The 17,661-nt window shown below is 62.4% G+C and carries 17 protein-coding genes; 9 read left to right on the forward strand and 8 right to left on the reverse strand.

The annotated features are described in order from the left end of the window. Window positions 1-10 precede the first annotated feature (10 nt). Window positions 11-1,177, forward strand: a complete 1,167-nt coding sequence (locus K323_RS0104175) for an alkaline phosphatase family protein (RefSeq protein WP_026851203.1) — start codon at window positions 11-13, stop codon at window positions 1,175-1,177. A gap of 33 nt (window positions 1,178-1,210) precedes the next feature. Here K323_RS0104175 and K323_RS0104180 read toward each other — a convergent pair whose 3' ends face one another. Then, the gene (locus K323_RS0104180; protein WP_026851204.1) at window positions 1,211-1,810 is read right to left on the reverse strand and encodes a DUF3043 domain-containing protein; all 600 of its coding nucleotides are present in this window, start codon (window positions 1,808-1,810) and stop codon (window positions 1,211-1,213) included. Window positions 1,811-1,848: 38 nt separating this feature from the next. Here K323_RS0104180 and K323_RS0104185 point away from each other — a divergent pair, with 38 nt between their 5' ends. The 5 genes from K323_RS0104185 to K323_RS24170 all read left to right on the forward strand — a co-directional run bounded on the left by K323_RS0104185 (window position 1,849) and on the right by K323_RS24170 (window position 7,006). Further along, window positions 1,849-3,270 carry a dipeptidase gene (locus K323_RS0104185; RefSeq protein ID WP_022884033.1) on the forward strand — a complete coding sequence of 474 codons (1,422 nt, stop codon included), beginning with the start codon at window positions 1,849-1,851 and terminating at the stop codon, window positions 3,268-3,270. 83 nt (window positions 3,271-3,353) lie between these two features. Next, window positions 3,354-3,740, forward strand: coding sequence for a HesB/IscA family protein (locus K323_RS0104190; RefSeq protein ID WP_022884034.1), 387 nt, complete (start codon window positions 3,354-3,356; stop codon window positions 3,738-3,740). Window positions 3,741-3,952: 212 nt separating this feature from the next. Next, window positions 3,953-4,840: an aa3-type cytochrome oxidase subunit II gene (ctaC, locus tag K323_RS0104195; RefSeq protein ID WP_022884035.1), complete on the forward strand. Its 888-nt coding sequence runs from the start codon at window positions 3,953-3,955 to the stop codon at window positions 4,838-4,840. A gap of 3 nt (window positions 4,841-4,843) precedes the next feature. Further along, window positions 4,844-6,583, forward strand: coding sequence for an aa3-type cytochrome oxidase subunit I (ctaD, locus tag K323_RS0104200; protein WP_022884036.1), 1,740 nt, complete (start codon window positions 4,844-4,846; stop codon window positions 6,581-6,583). After that, window positions 6,584-7,006 carry a cytochrome c oxidase subunit 4 gene (locus K323_RS24170; protein WP_033372359.1) on the forward strand — a complete coding sequence of 141 codons (423 nt, stop codon included), beginning with the start codon at window positions 6,584-6,586 and terminating at the stop codon, window positions 7,004-7,006. 10 nt (window positions 7,007-7,016) lie between these two features. Here K323_RS24170 and K323_RS0104210 read toward each other — a convergent pair whose 3' ends face one another. Genes K323_RS0104210 through ctaE form a run of 5 tightly spaced genes read right to left on the reverse strand, consistent with a single transcriptional unit; the run spans window position 7,017 to window position 12,150 of the window. Next, entirely contained in the window at window positions 7,017-7,883 is an 867-nt protein-coding gene (locus K323_RS0104210; protein WP_022884038.1) for a methyltransferase domain-containing protein, read from the reverse strand. A gap of 33 nt (window positions 7,884-7,916) precedes the next feature. After that, window positions 7,917-9,518: a cytochrome bc1 complex cytochrome b subunit gene (qcrB, locus tag K323_RS0104215; RefSeq protein WP_022884039.1), complete on the reverse strand. Its 1,602-nt coding sequence runs from the start codon at window positions 9,516-9,518 to the stop codon at window positions 7,917-7,919. A 32-nt stretch (window positions 9,519-9,550) separates the two neighbouring features. Further along, window positions 9,551-10,624 (reverse strand): cytochrome bc1 complex Rieske iron-sulfur subunit, encoded by a 1,074-nt coding sequence (gene qcrA, locus K323_RS0104220; RefSeq protein WP_022884040.1) that lies wholly within the window; start codon window positions 10,622-10,624, stop codon window positions 9,551-9,553. A 59-nt stretch (window positions 10,625-10,683) separates the two neighbouring features. Beyond that, complete coding sequence (qcrC, locus tag K323_RS0104225; RefSeq protein ID WP_022884041.1) at window positions 10,684-11,496, reverse strand: cytochrome bc1 complex diheme cytochrome c subunit; 813 nt, start codon at window positions 11,494-11,496, stop codon at window positions 10,684-10,686. Between the two features lie 24 nt (window positions 11,497-11,520). Further along, a complete protein-coding gene (ctaE, locus tag K323_RS0104230) occupies window positions 11,521-12,150 on the reverse strand; it encodes an aa3-type cytochrome oxidase subunit III (protein ID WP_022884042.1) in 630 nt (209 codons plus the stop codon). Between the two features lie 143 nt (window positions 12,151-12,293). On the opposite strand from ctaE, the gene trpD reads away from it, so the two are divergent. Further along, window positions 12,294-13,346: an anthranilate phosphoribosyltransferase gene (gene trpD / locus K323_RS0104235; RefSeq protein WP_022884043.1), complete on the forward strand. Its 1,053-nt coding sequence runs from the start codon at window positions 12,294-12,296 to the stop codon at window positions 13,344-13,346. A gap of 84 nt (window positions 13,347-13,430) precedes the next feature. Here the strand turns inward: trpD and glpK are convergent, their stop codons facing one another. After that, window positions 13,431-14,945, reverse strand: a complete 1,515-nt coding sequence (gene glpK, locus K323_RS0104240; RefSeq protein ID WP_022884044.1) for a glycerol kinase GlpK — start codon at window positions 14,943-14,945, stop codon at window positions 13,431-13,433. Window positions 14,946-15,011: 66 nt separating this feature from the next. After that, on the reverse strand, window positions 15,012-15,779 hold the full coding sequence (locus tag K323_RS0104245) for an MIP/aquaporin family protein (protein ID WP_022884045.1): 768 nt from the start codon (window positions 15,777-15,779) through the stop codon (window positions 15,012-15,014). Window positions 15,780-16,007: 228 nt separating this feature from the next. On the opposite strand from K323_RS0104245, the gene dhaK reads away from it, so the two are divergent. Together dhaK and dhaL are read left to right on the forward strand one after the other, a co-directional pair. After that, on the forward strand, window positions 16,008-17,009 hold the full coding sequence (dhaK, locus tag K323_RS0104250) for a dihydroxyacetone kinase subunit DhaK (RefSeq protein ID WP_026851207.1): 1,002 nt from the start codon (window positions 16,008-16,010) through the stop codon (window positions 17,007-17,009). A gap of 11 nt (window positions 17,010-17,020) precedes the next feature. After that, entirely contained in the window at window positions 17,021-17,659 is a 639-nt protein-coding gene (dhaL, locus tag K323_RS0104255) for a dihydroxyacetone kinase subunit DhaL (protein WP_022884047.1), read from the forward strand. Window positions 17,660-17,661: the final 2 nt, after the last annotated feature.

A 17,661-nucleotide genomic window follows, 5' to 3' on the forward strand; every position in this document is an offset into this window, starting at 1 on the left:
ACTGGCCCCGATGCCCCCCATGCTACCGGCCCGCCGATTCAGCGCCCTGCGCCTTGCCGACGTTCTTCCAAGTTGCCTGCTGGCGATCGACGGCGAGGAGAACGTCCTTGAACTTCCTCCGGTGTCGCAGGCCGTCGTGGTACTCGCCGACGGACTCGGTGCCGGCTCGGTTCGCGCCAGGGCCGGGCACGCGCGATTCCTGTCTGCTCACATGAAGAAGGCCGACATCATCGACGGGGTGTTCCCTGCGACGACGGCTGCCGGAATAGCTACCCTCACCACCGGGGTGGAACCGGGCATTCACGGACTCGTCGGCTACCGGGTTCTGGACGTTGAGCGCGACCGCGTTGTCAACCAGCTCACCGGCTGGGACACCGGGATGGATCCGGCGAGCTGGCAACGGGAACAGACTGTGTTCGAGCGTGCAGCGGATGCCGGAATCCCTTCCTTCGCGATCGGCATCAAGCGATTCGCCGATTCCGGATTCACCCGCGCTGTGCTCAGGGGGGCGACGTACGTCATCGCCGACGCCATTCCCGACCGATTTGATGCAGCCCGTCGGATCCTGGCCGAGAATCCCCGTGCACTGGTCTACCTGTACGTGTCAGAACTCGACGTCGCAGCGCACGCCAAAGGGTGGGAATCCGCGGCCTGGCTGGCAGCGCTGGAAGAGCTGGACTCGCAGTTGTTGCGGTTCGCGAGCGAACTGGGCAGGGATGCAGGCATGCTGGTGACGGCAGACCACGGAGTGATCGACGTACCGGCCTCCGGCCACGTCCTGTTCGACACCGTTCCGGAGTTGGTCGACGGAGTGCGCCATGTCGGCGGCGAACCGCGGTGCGTCCAGCTCTACCTCGAACCGAACCAGGACAGGGTCACCGCTGATTCGCTTGCCCAGGCATGGCGGTCTGTCGAGGGCGAGCGGGCCTGGGTAGTGACGCGAGATGAAGCGGTGGCAGCAGGGCTCTTCGGTCGGGTGCACGACGCCGTACGTCCCCGCATCGGTGATGTTGTCGTTATTGCCCGCAAGCGGGTCGCTTATTACGACAGTCGGGAGTCGAATCAGTCCGGGCGCTCCATGGTCGGCCAGCACGGTGCGCTGACCGATGAGGAGCTGCGAGTGCCACTGGTGCGTTCTGGTGTTTTCGGGCGCAAAAGAACCCCGAGCTCGGCGTAGAGAAACTGACGCCATCACAGCAATTTCGGCCGATCAGACCGGGTGCTGGCCGCGCTTGACCTGGGGCTTCGGCAAGCGCATGACCCGGAGCTGCAGCGCCCGCATGGCCGCGTACCAGCGCACGCGTTCGGCCTTGCTCTTTCCGAACTTGTTCTCGATCTTTCGGGTGATCAGGAAGCCGAGGATGACGCAGTCGACGACGGCCACGATGAAAAACGCCCAGAGTGCGAGGATGCCGTAGGTCTGCACGTTGCGGTCGGGGAAGAAGGTCAGGATGATGACGAGGAACATGACCGGGATCATGAACTCCCCGACGTTGAACCTGGCGTCGACGTAGTCGCGCACGTATCGCTTCTGCGGGCCGCGCTCCCTGGCCGGGAGGAACTTGTCTTCGCCTGCGGCCATTCCGACGCGGGCACGGTCCCTGGCTTCCTGGGTCTTCGCCCGAGCCTGGCGAGCGGCGAGCTTGCGGTCGTCTGGAACCAGCGGCCGCTTTCGCAGCGCTTCCTGCTCTTTTCGGGTCGGGGTCGCCTGTCCCTTGCCGGCGCTCTGGCCGGCTGCGAGCCTGGCGGCCGATTCGGCGGTGGTTTCGGTTGACGGCTCTGCGTCTGGGGTCACGGGGTGCTTTGCCACATCAGGTCCTTGATAGTCAGTCCCTTAAGATTACCCGCATGACGGATTCCGAACAGACACTCCCAGCTTCCACGCCCGATTTGGAGGCTGCGCTCCGCGTTGCCGTCGAGAATGGACTCCCTGCGACACTGGCAGACCTTGGCAGACTGGTTCGGATACCCTCTGTCTCGTGGGCAGCATTCGACAGCACCCACGTCGCGGCCAGCGCACAGGCTGTCGCGGATCTGGCGCTCGGCACCGGCGTGTTTGATTCGGTAGAGATCAAGCAGGCGCAGATTCCGGGCACGCAGGAGCTCGGCCAACCCGCAGTGCTCGCCACTCGTGCGGCTCGAAACGGCCGGCCGACGGTGTTGTTGTATGCGCACCATGACGTGCAGCCTCCTGGCTCGGATGACGAGTGGGAATCGCCGGCATTCGAACCGACCGTGCGCGGAGACCGCCTGTATGGGCGAGGCGCCGCAGATGACAAAGCAGGCGTGATGGTGCATATCGCATCGATCAGGGCGCTGGTAGAGGCGGCGGGGCCGGACTTCGAACTGGGGCTTGCACTGTTCATCGAAGGCGAAGAGGAGTTCGGCAGTCGCTCGTTCGCCACATTCCTTGAGGAGAACCGGGAAGCGCTGCGGGCGGATGCCATCGTTGTCGCCGACTCCGGCAACTGGGACACCACAACCCCGGCGCTCACGATCGGCCTGCGTGGCAACGTGACGTTCCGCCTCGGCATCCGTACCCTCGACCATGCCTCGCACTCCGGAATGTTCGGTGGGGCCGTGCCGGACGCAATGCTCGCCGCCGTTCGTTTGCTGGCGAGCCTGCACAACGATGACGGCTCTGTGGCCGTCGCGGGCCTGACGGGGAGTCTGGCCGGCACGCCGGACTACTCTGAGGAACAGCTCAGGGCCGAAACCGGGCTTCTCGATGGGGTGAGTCCGATCGGTAGGGGGTCGATACTCAGCCGCATCTGGTCGCAGCCGGCGATCACCGTGACCGGAATCGACGCCCCGAGCGTTGCCAACGCCTCAAATACCCTGTCACCTTCAGTGAGCGTGAGGATTAGCGCGCGCATAGCGCCTGGGCAGGCAGCGGATGATGCGTTCTCGGCCATCGAGGAACACCTGAGGCAGAATGCTCCATTCGGTGCGCGGATCGAGATCGATGATGTCGACACCGGAGAGCCGTTCCTCGTTGACACCAGCGGTTGGGCAGTCGCCGAAGCCCGGCGCGCCATGCAGGACGCCTGGGGCCGCGAGCCTGTTGACATCGGTGTCGGCGGTTCGATCCCATTCATCGCCGATTTGGTGAGGGTGTTTCCAGAGGCCCAGATCCTGGTCACTGGGGTGGAAGACCCAGACTCGCGCGCGCACAGCCCCAATGAATCGCTGCATCTCGGCGTGTTCAAGCGCGCGCTGCTGAGCGAGGCTCTGTTGCTTTCGCGGCTGAACGAACGAACCGGCCACTGATCGAACGCCGGAATGTATCAGGCACATTCCCGGTTGGAGAGGTTAGGCTTGGCCTGAACAGGCGGAGAACCGTAAGGAGCACCATGACAGACACCATCGAATCAACCGGTACTGCACCCGCTGGGATTGCACCCACCGGTACAGCGCACGGTGTGGGATTGAGTACAACGGCGGCCGACAAAGTGCGCAGCCTTCTTTCCCAGGAGGGTCGCGATGATCTGAGGCTCCGCGTCGCTGTGCAGCCTGGTGGCTGTTCCGGCCTGATCTACCAGCTCTACTTCGACGAGCGTGCTCTCGACGGTGACGCCGTCGTCGACTTCGACGGTGTCGAAGTTGTCGTCGACAAGATGAGCGTGCCTTACCTTGATGGGGCATCCATCGATTTCGAGGACACCATCCAGAAGCAGGGATTCACTATCGACAACCCGAACGCGGGCGGAAGCTGCGCGTGCGGAGACTCATTCCACTGAGCGAATAGACATTTGCCGTGGGAGATCGCCCGTCCGGGCGGTCTCCCACAGGTGTGTCAGGAGCGACTTACCAGGGAATGACCGCCAGCATCGACGATGTCGACCCGCAATCGACGGCGAGCGTGCACACCGCAGGCTGTGTCTCGGAGTAGGCTAGGAGTCGATCAAAGCACTTCCTGTGAAGTGCCCTCGAGTCTCCCGAAAGGTCACCGGTGCGCAAAAACCGCCGTCTTCGATGGGCTGCAATTCCAGTCGCAGCGACGTTAGCCATTGTCCTTGCGGGCTGTACGCAGACCCAGCTCAATGGGTTCCTGCCCGGTTTTGAGGGCAGCGACCAGCCCGTCACGAATCACACCGAGCGCGTCGCAGGACTCTGGACGACATCCTGGATCGTGCTCCTGATCGTCGGAATCATCACCTGGGGCCTCCTGATCTGGGCCGTCGTGATCTATCGCAGGCGCAAGGGCCAAACCGGCCTCCCTGTGCAGCTGCGCTACAACATGCCGATCGAGATTTTCTACACGGTTGTGCCGCTGATTCTGGTACTGGGCTTCTTCGCCTTCACGGCGCGCGATCAGTCAGCGATCGAAGCGCGCGACGCCAGTCCTGACGTCAAGATCGAAGTCCTGGCCAAGCAGTGGTCATGGGACTTCAACTACGTCGACGAAGACGTGTACTCGGCCGGCGTGCAGGCGCAGGACGACCCGGATGGTGCGCAAGGCGCCATCATCGAGTCCGAGCTTCCCGTCCTGGTACTGCCCGTTGGCGCGAGTGTCGAGATCGCCCTCGAATCCCGCGACGTCGTGCATTCGTTCTGGGTGATCGACTTCCTCTACAAGAAAGACGTCATTCCAGGCAAGACCAACTACATGACGGTCACGCCGGAGCGCATCGGAACCTACGCCGGCAAGTGTGCAGAACTGTGCGGTGAATACCACTCGCTGATGCTGTTCAACGTGGAGGTCGTGTCGCAGGCCGACTACGACGCCTACATCGAATCGCTGCGGGATGCGGGCAATGAGGGGCAACTCGGCACGGACTACGACCGCAACCAGAACCTTCCGGGTACGAATGCCCCGACGATCGAGGAGGGGCACTGACCCATGAGTACCACCACAGCACCGGCCCCGACGCCGGCCCCCGCAGCTCCTCCACTGGGCTCACCGAATGCGCAGCGTAAGGGCAACATCCTGGTCAAGTGGGTGACGTCGACCGACCACAAGGTGATCGGCTACATGTACCTGATTACGTCGTTCGTCTACTTCTGCCTCGGCGGGGTGATGGCGCTCATCATCCGTGCGCAGCTCTTCGAACCCGGCCTCGAGATCGTGCAGACCAAAGAGCAGTACAACCAGCTGTTCACGATGCACGGCACCATCATGCTGCTGATGTTCGCGACGCCATTGTTCTTCGGGTTCGCGAATGCGCTGATGCCGCTGCAGATCGGCGCGCCAGACGTGGCGTTCCCCCGGTTGAACGCTTTCTCGTACTGGCTGTTCAATTTCGGCAGCCTGATCGCGGTTGCCGGGTTCCTGACCCCGCAGGGCGCGGCATCCTTCGGCTGGTTCGCCTATCAACCGCTGGCCAGTACCACGTTCTCTCCAGGGGTCGGCGGCAACCTATGGATGGTGGGATTGGGCCTGTCCGGATTCGGGACAATCCTCGGTGGCGTGAACTTCATCACCACGATCATCACCATGCGTGCGCCCGGCATGACCATGTTCCGGATGCCGATCTTCACCTGGAACGCGCTGGTCACGTCGATCCTCATCCTGATGGCGTTCCCGGTTCTCGCAGCCGCCCTGCTCGCGGCGGCGGCGGACCGTATCTTCAACGCGCATATCTACGACGCAGCGACCGGGGGAGCGATCCTCTGGCAACACTTGTTCTGGTTCTTCGGGCATCCGGAGGTCTACATCATCGCCTTGCCGTTCTTCGGCATTGTTTCAGAGGTGTTCCCGGTCTTCAGCCGAAAACCGATCTTCGGCTACAAGACTCTGGTCTACGCGACCATCTCGATCGCAGCCCTGTCTGTCACGGTGTGGGCACACCACATGTACGTCACCGGATCGGTTCTCCTGCCGTTCTTCTCGTTGATGACCATGTTGATCGCGGTACCGACCGGTGTGAAGATCTTCAACTGGATCGGCACCATGTGGCGAGGGTCGATCACCTTCGAAACACCCATGCTGTGGGCAATCGGCTTCCTCGTGACTTTCACCTTCGGTGGTCTCACCGGGGTGATCCTGGCATCGCCGCCGCTCGACTTCCACGTCTCAGACACCTATTTTGTGGTCGCTCACTTCCATTACGTCGTGTTCGGCACCGTGGTGTTTGCCATGTTCAGCGGGTTCTACTTCTGGTGGCCGAAGTGGACAGGCAAGATGCTCAACGAGAGCCTTGGCAAGTGGCACTTCTGGCTGCTGTTCATCGGCTTCCACACGACATTCCTGGTGCAGCACTGGCTGGGAGTCGTCGGGATGCCGAGGCGGTACGCCACGTATTCTCCCGATGACGGCTTCACCTGGATGAATCAGCTGTCAACGCTGGGAGCCATGACCCTCGCCGTGTCGATGATTCCTTTCTTGTTGAACGTGTACCTCACGGCACGGAAGGCCCCCAAGGTCACTGTCAACGACCCGTGGGGCTACGGTGCCTCGCTTGAATGGGCCACGTCGTGCCCGCCGCCGCGCCACAACTTCACGTCCATACCGCGCATCCGTTCCGAACGCCCCGCATTCGACTTGAACCACCCAGAGGTCGAGATTCCGTTGGGCATCGGGCCAGCAAAGGACGCACCAGATGCGCCGACCTACGATGTGTCGTCAGAGAAGGTGAAGTAGATGAGAGCCAATGCAATCCTGTTCTGGACTATTTCGGTCTTCTTCTTCGCCGCTGCGGCTCTCTATGTCGTGTGGCACCTGGTCGATCCGCACTACGGAGAGGTCGAATGGGTTGGCACGTTGGCCCTCGGCCTGACCGGTGTGTTCTTGGCATTCGTTGCGTTCTATCTGGGGCGCACGTATGCCGCACAGGGCGGTGAACTCCCGGAGGACCGCCCGGACGCGAATATCGATGACGGTGATCCTGAACTCGGGTTCTTCAGCCCGTGGAGCTGGTGGCCGATCATGCTCGCCGGCAGTGCCGCGCTGCTGTTCCTCGGTCTGGCCGTCGGGTTCTGGATCTGCTTCATTGCCGTTGGGATCGGCGTGATCAGCCTCGTGGGGTGGACATACGAGTACTACCGCGGCCTTTTCGCCCGGTAGCAGCAAACCTTCAGGTCCCGAGTCGACTGAAGCTGAGTATCTCGAACGCGGCGGTGACGCCTTTATGCGTCGGCGACGCATCTGCCCTGGTGTCGGCTTGAGCATGATGTGACGACGGCCCCATCGCGATGAGGGCGGCAACGGCGGGCGGTGACAGCGACATCACCGTAGAGAGCCGCGTCGTCGACTGCAGCGCAAAATGTGCCGAGAGCGCTTCGACCAGGTGCCGGTGCTTGTCCGGTTGGACGTCGAGCGCGAGGCCGAATGCACGAAGCTCCTGCAGATGCTCCTCCTGCGGAATCACCACCATAAGAGTGCCGCGCGGCCGCAGGATGCGGTGGAACTCGGAGGCGTTGCGCGGCGCAAACACGTTGAGCACCAGGTCTGCGCACTGGTCCTTGATCGGGAGCGGGGACCAGACGTTCGCGACCAGGCCGTCGACGTTACCAACACTGACACCGACTCCGACCCCGCCGCTGCGGACGGCGCGGGCGACCGCGCTGGGGGAGAGGTCGACGGCGAGGAATGCGGAGTCCGGGAGGAGCTCCTGTACACCGCGGAGGTAGTACCCGGTTCCACAGCCGATATCGATGACGCTGGCGGGGGAGAGGGCTGGGGAGAGGGCGGCGGCTGTCGCAGCCAGGGTGGCTCGCAGTTCGCTGTACCAGCCCGCTTCCAGGAATGAGTCTCGCGCATCGAGCATGGCAGCGCTGTCGAATGTCAGCCTGCGGGAGCCGGCCACCATGTTCACGAAGCCACGCTTGTTGACATCGAAGCTGTGCCCGTTGGCGCAGGCGACGGTAAGCGGACCTCGAGCGGACATCCGCTGGAAGCAGTTCGGGCACCGAAGCCACGCAGACAAGGTCTGGGTTGACATCGGTGCCCGATCTGATGATCAGCTCGAGAGCTGTTAGTGATGATCTCCGTGCGCCTGATCGATCTCCTTCTGGTCGACCGGGATGATCCGGTCTTCGAAGAACCAGCGGGAGAGACCCGAGCGAAGACGCTGTAGCGCTGTGATCCGTCCCCTGGCATCCGGTCGGATCATGAGTGGCTTGAAGTCGGCGTAGCTCACCAGCCTCCAGCGTTCGTACTCATCGATCGGCTGATGCACCTCGATGTACTCGCCTCCAGGCAGTCGAACGATGCGGCCGGACTCGAATCCGTGCAGCACGATCTCCCTGTCCTTCTTCTGTAGAGCAAGGCACACCCGCTTGGCGATGAAGTACGCCGCGAACGGTCCGAGGATCGTGATCGCCTGAAGCGTGTGGATGACTCCCTCCATCGTGAGGTGGAAGTGTGTTGCGATGATATCTGACGATGCCGCCGCCCAGAGGCCGGCGTAGAACGTCACGCCGGCTGCACCGATTGCGGTGCGGGTTGCGGCGTTGCGTGGCCGGTCGAGGATGTGGTGCTCGCGCTTGTCGCCGGTGATCCACGCTTCGATGAATGGATAGATCAGCACCGTGACGATGAAGATACCGATCACGATCAGCGGGATCAAGATATTGAACGACCAGGTGCGATCGAGCCAGACGAATTCGAGACCCGGTGGAATCAGTCGGAGAGCGCCGTCGGCGAAACCTATGTACCAGTCCGGCTGGGTACCGGCCGACACCGGTGACGGGTCGTATGGACCATAATTCCAGATCGGGTTGATGGTGAACAGCGAGGCGATCAGCATGACGACGCCGAACACGATGAAGAAGAATCCGCCTGCCTTCGCTGCATAGACCGGGAGGATCGGGTAGCCGACCGCGTTCTGGTTGGTGCGACCCGGACCCGCATACTGCGTGTGCTTGTGCACAACAACAAACAACAGGTGAAGCGCGATCAGCGCAACGATGATGGCGGGCAGCAGCAGGATATGCAGCGAATAGAGACGGCCGACGATGTCGTTACCCGGGAACTCTCCACCGAAGAGGAGGAAGGAGATCCAGGTGCCGACCACTGGCATTCCCTTGACCATGCCATCGATGATCCGAAGACCGTTTCCGGAGAGCAGGTCGTCGGGGAGCGAGTATCCGGTGAAGCCCTCTGCCATTGCCAGGATGAACAGGATGAAACCGATCACCCAGTTCAGTTCGCGCGGCTTGCGGAATGCGCCGGTGAAGAAGATCCGGAGCATGTGCAGACCGATTGCGGCAACAAAGAGAAGGGCGGCCCAGTGGTGAACCTGGCGCATGAGCAGACCGCCGCGCACGTCAAAGGAGATGTCCAGTGTCGACGCCATGGCGACCGACATCTCAACTCCCTTGAGCGGAACGTATGAGCCGTCATAATGCACTTCGGCCATGGACGCCTGGAAGAAGAACGTCAGGAAGGTTCCCGAAATCAGGATGATGACGAAGCTGTACAGCGCCACCTCTCCGAGGAGGAACGACCAGTGATCGGGAAAGATCTTACGGCCTAGCTCCTTGACAGCCGCCGAGATGCTTGTGCGCTCGTCGAGGTAGTTCGCGGCCGCAGCGGTGAAACCGCCGGACTTCTCGATCTCTTTTTTGTCGGTCACGGCGACCGGGGCACTAGTGGTGGTTGACGTACTCAATGGCGCTCCCAGTAGCTTGGGCCGACAGGCTCAGTGAAGTCGCTCTGCGCGATCAGATATCCCTCTGAATCAACGGCGATGGGCAGCTGGGGCAGCGGCCGCTTGGCCGGGCCGAAGATGACCTCACAGTGATTGGTGACGTCGAACTGCGACTGGTGGCAGGGGCAGAGGAGGTGATGGGTCTGCTGCTCATAGAGTGCAACGGGGCAGCCGACGTGCGTGCAAATTTTTGAATAGGCGACGATTCCGTCGTACGACCAGCCTTTACGATCTGGTGCTTCGATGAGATCTGCCGGGTCCAGGCGCATGAGCAGCACTGCAGCCTTCGCCTTCTCCTCAAGCTTCCCGTGCTCAAGGTCCTGCAGCCCTTCAGGGATGACATGGAACGCCGAACCGAGAGTGACATCAGAAGCCTTGATCGGACGGCCGCTCGGGTCGATTGCCAGGCGAGTGCCCTTCTTCCACATCGTGTGCTCCAGGAGGGCGACGGGGTCTTCATCCTGCGGACCGAGGCCCCTGAACAACACGACCGCCGGCAGCGGGAACGCGATCAGAGCACCGATCAGGCTATTGCGGATGAGCGTGCGCCGACCGAAGCCCGACTCCTGGTCTGCCTCCTGGAAGATCTCGACAGCACGGGCCCTGGTCTCTTCTGTTCCACGCACCGGATGGCGAATATCGATGCCCTCATGATCGCTCATGAGCGCCTTGCCCCAGTGCACGGCGCCGATTCCGAGGGCGAGCAGTGCAAGGGAGAGGCCGAGGCCGATGAAGAGGTTGTTCAGGCGCACGGAGCCCGGGTCTGCCGCATCGATGGGGAAAATTATGTACGCCGCAATCGCCCAGACGCTGCCGACGACGGACAGGTAGAAGAGGGTGTAGACGGAGCGCTCCGCCTTTCGCTCTGCCGTTGGGTCTGAGTCCGTCATCCGCGCGCGGTGCGGAGGGAAGCCAGGGTTGCCGATGGCATCCCTCGTAACGACGGCGGTGCCTGCGGAAGCCTCTGACGGCCGGGCACCGTGGGCGTCGGCAGCGGTGAGGTCCTTCCCGCCGTTATCGTCGTTGGCCATTGTTCTCCTTCTTGCGCTTACGCTGTGCCATTAAACTCTGTGCCATTACTGGGTGCCGGTCAGTTCGATTTCGCGGTGATCCATACGGTCAGCGCCACGATCGAACCGAGACCGAAGATCCAGAGGAAGAGTCCTTCAGAGACCGGTCCGATGCTCCCGAGATCGATGCCACCGGGGGAAGGGTTGTTGTCCAGGTACTTCAGGTACGTGATGACATCCCGCTTGTCCTCAGGCTTGATGTTCATGTCGTTGAAGACCGGCATGTTCTGCGGGCCGGTGACCATAGCCTCGTAGATGTGCTTTGCGGAGACACCAGAGAGGGAGGGAGCGAACTTGCCCTCGGTCAAGGCACCGCCTGCGCCAGCCACGTTGTGGCACATGGCGCAGTTGATCCTGAACAACTCCGCGCCGTTCGCGGTGTCGCCTTCGCCATCGAGCAGTTCGCCCTCTGGGATGGCAGGCCCAGGTGCCAGCGATGCGACCCACGCCGCCAGAGCAGCGGTCTGTTCATCGGTGAACTGCACCGGCTTCTGCTCGGCCTGTGGACCCTGCATCTGCAGCGGCATACGGCCGGTACCGACCTGGAAGTCGACGGATGCTGCGCCGACACCGATCAGGCTGGGGCCGTCTTCGCTTCCCTCCGCGCCCATTCCGTGGCAGGTGGCGCAGTTTGCAGCGAAAAGCTTCTTGCCCTCTTCAATCGTCTGCTGGCTTGCCATGTCGGTTTCGGCGCTGGCCGTGCTCGTGCTGAATGCTGCGTAAGCCCCTCCTGTGAAGAGAAGGCCGATCGCGATGAGCGCGATGCTGGCAAGGGGGTGGCGCCGACCGGCCTTGCGACCGCGTGCTGCCGTGGGTGTTCGGTTCTCGGGCATGCTGAAGTTGTCCGCTCCTGATTCCTATTTGAGAACGTAGATGACCAGGAAGAGCCCGATCCAGACGACGTCGACGAAGTGCCAGTAGTAAGACACCACAATGGCGCTGGTGGCCTCACGGTGGCCGAAGGTCTTGACTGCGAAGGCGCGGCCGATGACCAGGAGGAATGCGATCAGACCCCCGGTGACGTGGATTCCGTGGAAGCCGGTGGTGATGTAGAAGGCAGAACCATACGCATTGGAGTCAAGCGCGATTCCCTCTGAAACGAGCGTCGCGTACTCGAGAACCTGACCGGCGACGAAGATGGCGCCCAGCGCATAGGTGAGGAAGAACCACTCGACCATGCCCCACTGGCTTGGCTTCCAGCCGGTTGATCGCGGTTGCAGGCGCTCTGCCGCGAAGACTCCGAACTGGCACGTGATGGATGACGACACCAAGATGAGTGTGTTGATCAGCGCGTAGGTGAAGTTGTGCTTGTCGGTCTCGAACTGCCACAGCTCTGGAGATGTCGACCGCAGAGTGAAGTAGATCGCAAAGAGCCCAGCGAAGAACATCACTTCGCTGCCCAGCCAGACGATGGTGCCCACCGCAACGCTGTTGGGCCGATTAACGACAGGCGCGTTCGCCGTCTGAGTAATTGAAGTGCTCGTCACTCCTCCATTATGGCCGATATCCGTTCAGGTTTTTCTCATTTTGGAATGCCAGTCGCGCCTTCTTCTTGGTTAGGGCAGCCTAACTGTCGGGAGGTATCCACCGTGATTTCGGGGGAGTTGGGTGTGCGCAATAGGCTGTGAACATGCTCGAATCGCAGTCATGGCCCGGAATCATCACGTCGCTTCTGAACCGGGAGGACCTGAGCGTCTCTGACGCGGCCTGGAGCATGGAACAGGTAATGCTGGGGGAGGCGACGCCAGCTCAGCTCGCCGGGTTCCTGGTGGCGCTCAGGGCAAAGGGCGAGACAGTCGACGAGATTGTCGGATTCCGTGACGCGATCCTCGAACACGCTGTGCCCCTGCCGGTGAATCCAATGGCTCTAGACATCGTCGGAACCGGCGGGGATCGTTTCGGCACCGTGAACGTGTCGACAATGTCCTCGATCGTCGCTGCGGCATCCGGGGTGCCCGTGATCAAGCACGGTAACCGGGCAGCGAGTTCGGCGTCGGGGTCGTCAGACGTTCTTGCGGCCCTCGGTATCGACCTCACCCTTTCTGCGGACAGGGTGGCGGAGATCCTCGAGGAGACCGGCATCACGTTCGCGTACGCGTCGGCGTTTCACCCCGGCTTCGGCCACGCCGCCATTGCCAGGAGGGAGCTTGGCATCCCGACGGTCTTCAACTTCCTCGGTCCGCTCTGCAACCCGGCCAGGCCGGAAGCGTCAGCGGTCGGTGTCGCGAGCCTTGACCGGGTTCCGCTGTTCGTCGGTGTCTTCCAGACCAGGGGAGCGACAGCGCTGGTCTTCCGCGGGGACGACGGACTCGACGAACTCACCACGACCGGTCACAGCCACGTGTGGGAGGTCTCACGCGGACTGGTCACCGAACACGATATCGATCCCCGTGACCTCGGTCTCACCAGGGCGAAGATGAGCGACCTGTTAGGCGGCGACGCGGCGCACAACGCCGCGGTTGTGCACACGGTGTTGTCGGGCGAACGTGGTGCGGTCAGGGACATCGTGCTGTTGAACGCCGCTGCTGGCCTGGTCGCATTCGATCTCGCCAATGACCCGGCGCAGGTTCAGGTCGCAATTCTCGACCGGTTCCGCGCCAAGATGGCCGTGGCCGCCGAGACGATCGACTCAGGCGCCGCTTCTGCGCAACTGTCCAGGTGGGTCGCTGCCACGAAGGCGTAAGGCGGCGAAACGGCCGCCTCCGGTTTCGGGGCGGCCGTTCGCGCCAAGCGCGAGGTAGATCAGGCGCGAGGTGGAGCGTGGGGGTCAGTCCACGTCTTCGTCGACCCAGTCGAATGTTTTGGTGACGGCTTTCTTCCAATTTCGCAACTGGCGGTCGCGCTCGGCGTCATCCATCTTCGGCTCCCAGCGGGAGTCTTCCTGCCAGTTCGCGCGGAGGTCGTCGAGGTCTTTCCAGAACCCGACGGCCAGTCCCGCGGCGTACGCGGCGCCAAGAGCCGTCGTTTCCGCGACGACGGGGCGGATCACGGGAACTCCGAGGATATCGGCCTGGAACTGCATCAGGAGGTTGTTGGCGATCATGCCACCATCAACCTTCAGCTCCGTCAACGGGACCCCGGAATCGGCGTTGACGGCATCGACGACTTCCCGGGTCTGGAATGCGGTCGCTTCCAACACGGCGCGGGCGATGTGGCCTTTGTTCACGTACCGGGTCAACCCGACCAGTGCACCGCGGGCGTCTGAGCGCCAGTACGGGGCGAACAGCCCCGAGAACGCGGGCACGAAGTACGCACCACCGTTGTCGTCAACCGTTTTCGCGAGGGCTTCGATCTCGTCGGCGGACTTCACCAGGCCGAGGTTGTCACGCAACCACTGCACCAGAGAACCGGTCACCGCGATGGACCCTTCGAGGGCGTAGTGCGGGGCGGCGTCGCCGAGTTTGTAGCCGAGAGTGGTGAGGAGCCCGTTCTTGGAGTGCACGATCTCTTCGCCGGTGTTGAAGATCAGGAAGTTTCCGGTGCCGTAGGTGTTCTTCGCTTCACCGGTATCGAATGCGGCCTGCCCGAACGTGGCAGCCTGCTGGTCACCGAGGATCCCCGCGATGGGAACCTCGCGCAGCAGACTCGAGGTATGTGCGTTGCCGTAGACCTCTGAGGAGGACTTGATCTCCGGCAGCATCGAGCGGGGCACGTCGAACGCGGCGAGGATGTCGTCATCCCACTGCAGCGTCTCCAGGTCCATGAACAGAGTGCGGGAGGCGTTGGTGACGTCGGTGACGTGCACACCGCCGTCGGTGCCGCCGGTCAGGTTCCAGAGCACCCAGGAGTCCGTGGTGCCGAACAGCAGGTCCCCGGCCTCGGCCTTCTCCCTGGCACCTTCGACATTCTCCAGGATCCAGACGATCTTCGTGCCGGAGAAATACGTCGCCAATGGCAGGCCGACCTTCTCCTTGAACCGCTCCACCCCACCATCTTTGGCGAGACGATCCACGATCGACTGGGTGCGCGTGTCCTGCCACACGATCGCGTTATAGACCGGTTCACCCGTGGTTTTGTCCCATACCACCGCCGTCTCACGCTGATTCGTGATCCCTACCGCCTTGATGTTGTGACGGGTGATGTTCGCTTTCGACAGCGCCTGCCCGATGACCTCGCGGGTGTTGTCCCAGATCTCCTTCGGGTCATGTTCGACCCAGCCGGCCTTCGGGAAGATCTGCTCATGCTCCAACTGCCCAGACGAAACAATCGATCCAGACTTATCGAAAATGATCGCCCTGCTACTTGTCGTGCCTTGATCAATGGCGAGAACGTAATCAGTCATTATTCACTCACTCCTCTACTAGAAGTACTAAATGCGATGTAACGCAGAACGGATGCCGCGGTGCGGCTAGCCGAGGATCGGCAGCAGCACCAGCGAGGCCCAGCCCGCGATCACACCACCGATGATGGGACCGGCAACCGGCACCCACGAATACGACCAGTCCGATGAACCCTTGCCCTTGATCGGCAGGATGAAGTGCGCAATACGCGGACCCAGGTCACGAGCCGGGTTGATCGCATACCCCGTCGGACCACCAAGAGACGTACCGATCACGATCACCAGTAGTGCCACCGGCAGTGCTCCGAGCGCGGCCAGACCACCCTCGCCCTGACGTCCGCCACCGAACGCGATCACCACGAACACCAGCACAAACGTGCCGACGATCTCCGTCACCAGGTTCCACCCGTACGAACGGATCGCCGGACCGGTCGAGAACACACCGAGCTTGTTCGCCGGCTCAGGCTCAGCATCGAAGTGCTGCTTATACGCCAACCACACCACGACGGCACCCAGGATGCCACCGATCATCTGCGCCCCGATATACGCGAGTGTGGTGCCGAACGTGATCGGAAGATGCGCCGTGCCACCGAAATCTTCCGATCCCGCCGAGACGAGTCCGAGCGTGACGGCCGGATTGATGTGAGCGCCCGAGTTGTAAGAAACGATCACACCGGCGAAGACCGCAAGACCCCAGCCGATGTTCACCATCAGGAACCCGCCACCAAGACCCTTCGTCTTAGCGAGAGCGACGTTGGCGACAACACCACAGCCGAGGAGTACCAGCAACGCCGTACCCACCACCTCCGAGAGGAAAACAAGCCCCAAATTGTCCACGATGGCCTTTCTTGTCAGGTTCGGGGACGTTGAAGCCGTCCCTTTCCAGTGAGCGGTTGGGTCAACACTAGCGCGGCGTCTCGTCGAGGGGAATGGCCAGCGTAGGTGCGAATTTCTGGCCCTTACCCCGGCGCGTCGTACCGCGTAAGTTAGGCATTGGAAGGTGGGAAGGATGTGACTTGGGCATCCGGCCCCGCCTCCTCGTCAGCCCAGACCGAAAGGATGATCGTGAAGAAGCTCATCAATGACCCGAAGAACGTTGTCAATGAGGCCGTCGCCGGATTCGAGGCAGCTCACCCCGACCTTGTGCGTGTCTCGCACGATCCGATCTACATCGTTCGCGCGGACGCGCCGGTGAAGGGAAAGGTCGGTATCGTCAGCGGAGGTGGGAGTGGTCACGAACCGCTGCACGGCGGATTTGTGGGTTCTGGAATGCTGGATGCCGCTGTGCCAGGGCCGGTATTCACCTCGCCGACACCGGATCCCATCCTGGCGGCGACTCAGGCTGTCGATGGGGGAGTCGGCGTCCTGCACATCGTCAAGAACTACACGGGAGACGTTCTCAACTTCGAGACCGCCGCCGATCTGGCGGCGGCTGAAGGTATCGACGTCCGATCCGTCATCGTCGATGACGATGTCGCCGTCAAGGACTCGCTGTACACAGCTGGTCGGCGCGGCGTCGCTGGAACGGTGCTGGTCGAGAAGATCGCCGGCGCCGCCGCTGAGCGAGGCGACGACCTCGACGCCGTTGCGGCCGTGGCCACGAAGGTGAACTCCCAAGTACGGAGCATGGGTGTCGCATTGACGCCATGTGTTGTGCCACACGCGGGCGAACCGAGTTTCACGCTGGCCGACGACGAGATCGAGATCGGAATCGGCATCCACGGCGAGCCGGGGCGAGAGCGGATCAGGATGGAGCCGGCCGATGCGATCGTCGACCGGATTCTGGCACCGATCATCGATGACATTCCTTTCGCCTCTGGCGATTCGGTCCTCCTGTTCGTCAACGGCATGGGGGGAACGCCACAGGTGGAGCTTTATATCGTGTTCCGTCGCGCAGCAGAGGTTCTCGCTGAGAAGGGAATCACGGTCACCAGGACGCTCGTCGGCAACTTCACGACCTCACTGGAGATGCAGGGAGCCTCGATCACCGTTCTGAAGCTCGACGATGAGTTGACCGCCCTCTGGGATGCGCCGGTTCATACCGCAGCCCTGCGGTGGGGCAAGTAGAGGCGGTGGGCATGGCACTGGACACGGCATGGGTCACCGCCTGGATCAACCGAAGCACAGAGGTCATTTCCGAGAACCGCGTCGCCCTCATCACTCTGGATCGTGACATCGGCGACGGCGACCACGGCGAGAACATGGACAGGGGGTTTCAGGCCGTCAGCACCAAGCTGGACACGCTGTCGCCCGATGCCACTCCTGGCGATGCCTTGAAGCTGGTTGCAACGACACTGATCTCGACGGTGGGAGGAGCAGCAGGGCCGTTGTACGGCACGGCGTACCTGAAGGCGGCCGCCGCCGTCGGCAGTGCGCCGGAACTGGATGGCGCCGCGATCGTCGCGCTCCTGACAGCGGCGCGAGACGGCATTGTGCTTCGCGGAAAAGCAGAGTCTGGCGACAAGACGATGGTCGATGCCTGGACGCCAGCCGTGGAAGCGGCTGAGATAGCCCAACAGGCCGGATCGAGCGAGGTCGAGATTCTTGCGGCGGCGGCGGATGCTGCGGAGGCTGGCGCTGTAGCCACGGAACCACTCGTTGCGCGCAAGGGCCGGGCGAGCTATCTGGGTGAGCGTGCGATCGGTCACCGGGATCCGGGCGCGCAGTCGAGCGCACTGCTGCTGAGAGCCGCCGCCGACACCGCGGCGGGGGAGTAGGG

This window comes from Glaciibacter superstes DSM 21135 (assembly GCF_000421145.1).
Taxonomy (GTDB): domain Bacteria; phylum Actinomycetota; class Actinomycetes; order Actinomycetales; family Microbacteriaceae; genus Cryobacterium; species Cryobacterium superstes.